The organism is Streptomyces sparsus, from assembly GCF_054776295.1.
The window spans coordinates 1-3004 of sequence record NZ_BAAHCA010000615.1 but is presented as its reverse complement, the minus strand read 5'-3'; the positions used below and the strand labels follow the sequence as shown (position 1 = coordinate 3004).

Genomic DNA, 3004 nt, shown 5'->3' with positions numbered 1-3004 from the left:
CGCCGGGGGTCCTGGGTGCGGGTCCGCCTCTTGGCGGCCGCCCTGTCGGCGGCGGGGGCGGAGCACGTGGCAGGCCCGACCGCGGGCGGGCCACGGCCAAGCGAGGTCAGGGCAGGGGCGCGGGACTGCGCCCGGGGCCCGTGTCAGACGATCCCCCCGGACCTTCCCGGTCTTCTGCCCGGCAGGTGGACGTGCCGGGAAGCCGGCGGGGGCGGGCATGGCAGAAGGACCACCCCGACGTCTCGAGTGGTCCCTGCGCTCCGGGGGCCGGCGCCTCGGCCGGGAGCTACTGCTGCTCGTCCCGCCGGCGCTGCCAGCGCTGTTCGATGCGGTTCATCATGGAGCGGCGCTGCTTGGGCTGCCGACCTCCCGCGGAAGCTGCGCCACCGGCCGGCTGGGCCTGGCCCTCGCCCTCCCCGGCCTTCGGGCCCTTGCGCCAACCGGTCACGGCCAGCACGGCGCAACCGAGCATGACCAGGAAACCGACAACGCTGACCCAGATGGTCTGCGAGACCATACCGGCCATGAGGAGCGCGATACCCGCGAGGAAGCCCGCCACCGCCTGATAGACCCGCTTGCGGGACGGCGCGCGCAGTTCGCTTCCCTCGAGCGCTGTCGCGAACTTGGGATCTTCGGCGTACAGCGCTCGCTCCATCTGCTCGAGCATGCGCTGCTCGTGCTCAGAGAGCGGCACGGAGTCCTCCTACTCGTCGGTCGCGGGGGCGACCGGATGCGACCCTTCAAGGATAGGCAGGGAATCGCCCCCGTGAAACCCGCCCCTCAACGCCAATTCCTCCCACCGGCCAGGAACGACAGACAGATCACAGCAGTGGCAATCTCATTCCCCTGCTGCCGGCCCGTCATGCCCGACGGTGTCCTTCGATCATACGGCGCGTGGCCCACGAGCGGGCGGCCTGTGGTCTAGCGCACCTCGGCCAGTACGTGCAGCTGGGTGGCGACCGCGTGGAACGCGGGGATCTCCGCCGCGGCCGACTCCAGTTGGGCGAGCGCTTGGAGTGCTCCCGGCTCGGTGTCGACCAGGGCGCCCGGCACCAGGTCGGTGAAGACCCGCACGCCGTGCACCGCGGCGACCACCAGCCCCGTCTGCTCGACCAACGCGGTGAGCTGGTCGGCGGTGAAGCGCCGGGGCATCGGGTCGGAGCTGCCCCAGCGGCCGTCGGGGTCGTCGAGCGCCCGCTGCGCCTCGGTGAAGTGCCCGGTGAGGGCGCGCGCCAGCACCGCACCGCCCAGCCCCGCGGCGAGCAGGCTGAGCGTGCCGCCGTCGGGGCGCAGCGCGGCCTTGGCGTTGCGCAGCCCCTCGGCCGGGTCGTCGACGTACTCCAGCACGCCGTGGCAGAGCACCGCGTCGTAACCACCGCGCTCGACCACGTCGAACAGCCCGTGGGCGTCACCCTGCACGCCGGTGACGCGGTCGGCGACCCCCTCCTCGGCGGCCCGGCGCTCCAGGGCGAACAGGGCGTTGGGGCTCGGGTCGACGACCGTGACGCGGTGGCCGAGCTCGGCCACCGGCACGGCGAAGTGGCCCGAGCCACCACCGGTGTCGAGCACGTCGAGGGAGTTCCGCCCGGTGGCCTTGATGCGGCGGTCCAGGGCCTCCCGCAGCACCTCCCAGACCACGGCGGTACGGAGGGATGCACGGGGGCGGGACATGACGGTGCTCCTCGGCGGCTTCAGGTGCTGGCTGGCCCCACCCTATTGCCTCACGGCGGCCGGTGACTCCGCGTCCACGCGCGGGCGGGGAAAAGCCGGCTGGGAGATCAGGAGCCGTTCCACCGTACGCAGGAAGACGCCGACGGCCCGCACCAGATCGTCCGCCTCGCGCTCGCTGACCGCGCCGGGGATTCCCGCCTCGGCGCGGGCCCTGCGGGTGGCGCCGGACGCGAAGTGCAGGCTCCACTCGGCGAGCTCCGGGGCTATCTCCGGCAGCACTTCCCAGGCGCTGCGTATCTTCCGGCGGGCGCGCTCGGTGGTCTCCGGCCGGCCGCGCACGGCGAGCACGGCTGCCGCCGTGCGCAGTGCGGCGAGGTGGGCGATGGCGTAGCGCTCGTTGGGCTGTTCCAGGGCCGCGGCCTCGTCGAGGCCGTGCTGGGCCTGGGAGAGCAGGTCGAGTGCGGCGGGCGGGGCGGTGGACCGCCGCAGCACGGGGTGGATGTCGCTCGGGGGCCCGTTCAGTTTCATCGACTGGTGCCTCCTTCGCTTTCTCAGCTCATTCCCTACGTATGCAGACATCGTGGACCACCCCACTGACAATCGGCGCTGACCTGCTGTTATTGTTTTGAACTGACTGGTCAGTTCAAATGGGGAGACGACATGTCAGGAGCGGCGGTCACCGCCGACGGCCTGGGGCTGAAGGGCCCGCGCGGCACGGTGTTCGAGGGGGTCTCGCTGGACGCGCCGGCGGACTCCCTCATCTCGGTCGAGGGGCCGTCCGGCACCGGCCGCACCTGCTTGCTGCTGGCGCTGACCGGGCGGATGCGCACCACCGCGGGCCACGCCACGGTGGGCGGGCACCGGCTGCCGAAGAGGATGTCCGCGGTACGGCGGATCGCGGCCCTCGGCCCGGTGCCCGGCGTGACGGACCTGGAACCGTCCCTGACCGTGGCTGAGCAGCTCCGTGAACGGGCGCTGCTGCGGAGCTACTTCACCGGCCGGCGGCTGGAGCGCCGTAGCGAGCGCAGGGCCCGGGTGGAAGCCGCGCTGGCCGACGCCGGCCTCGATCCCGCCGCCCTGCCCAAGGGCGCCCGGACGGCCGTACGGGACCTGGAGCGGCTGGAGTACCTGCGGCTCCAGGTGGCGCTGGCGCTGCTGAACCGGCCGCGGCTGCTGGCCGTGGACGATGTCGGCCTCAAACTCTCCGACGCCGACCGGGGCGCCGCCTGGGCGCTGCTGCGCGACCTCACCCGCCAGGGCGTGACGGTGCTCGCCGTGTGCAGCGAACCGCCCCCGGCGAGCCTCGGCGTCCCCGTGCACACCGTCCGGCTCG

General features: G+C 73.2%; 4 protein-coding genes. 1 reads left to right on the top strand and 3 read right to left on the bottom strand.

Annotation, left to right across the window (positions count from 1 at the left end; genetic code table 11):
• Positions 1-286: 286 nt before the first annotated feature.
• From ACYVE9_RS21100 to ACYVE9_RS21090, 3 genes are all read right to left on the bottom strand, one after another.
• Positions 287-694: a DUF3040 domain-containing protein gene (locus tag ACYVE9_RS21100; protein WP_461029460.1), complete on the bottom strand. Its 408-nt coding sequence runs from the start codon at positions 692-694 to the stop codon at positions 287-289.
• Positions 695-921: 227 nt separating this feature from the next.
• The gene (locus ACYVE9_RS21095) at positions 922-1671 is read right to left on the bottom strand and encodes a methyltransferase (protein ID WP_461029459.1); all 750 of its coding nucleotides are present in this window, start codon (positions 1669-1671) and stop codon (positions 922-924) included.
• Positions 1672-1713: 42 nt separating this feature from the next.
• A complete protein-coding gene (locus ACYVE9_RS21090; RefSeq protein ID WP_461029458.1) occupies positions 1714-2199 on the bottom strand; it encodes an SAV_6107 family HEPN domain-containing protein in 486 nt (161 codons plus the stop codon).
• Positions 2200-2331: 132 nt separating this feature from the next.
• Here ACYVE9_RS21090 and ACYVE9_RS21085 point away from each other — a divergent pair.
• The coding region (locus ACYVE9_RS21085) for an ATP-binding cassette domain-containing protein (RefSeq protein ID WP_461029457.1) at positions 2332-3004 on the top strand (673 nt) is incomplete at its 3' end.

Coding starts and splice junctions, on each gene's coding strand:
- ACYVE9_RS21095 (WP_461029459.1), bottom strand. CDS start 1,671: ATGTCCCGCCCCCGTGCATCCCTCCGTACCGCCGTGGTCTGGGAGGTG.
- ACYVE9_RS21090 (WP_461029458.1), bottom strand. CDS start 2,199: ATGAAACTGAACGGGCCCCCGAGCGACATCCACCCCGTGCTGCGGCGG.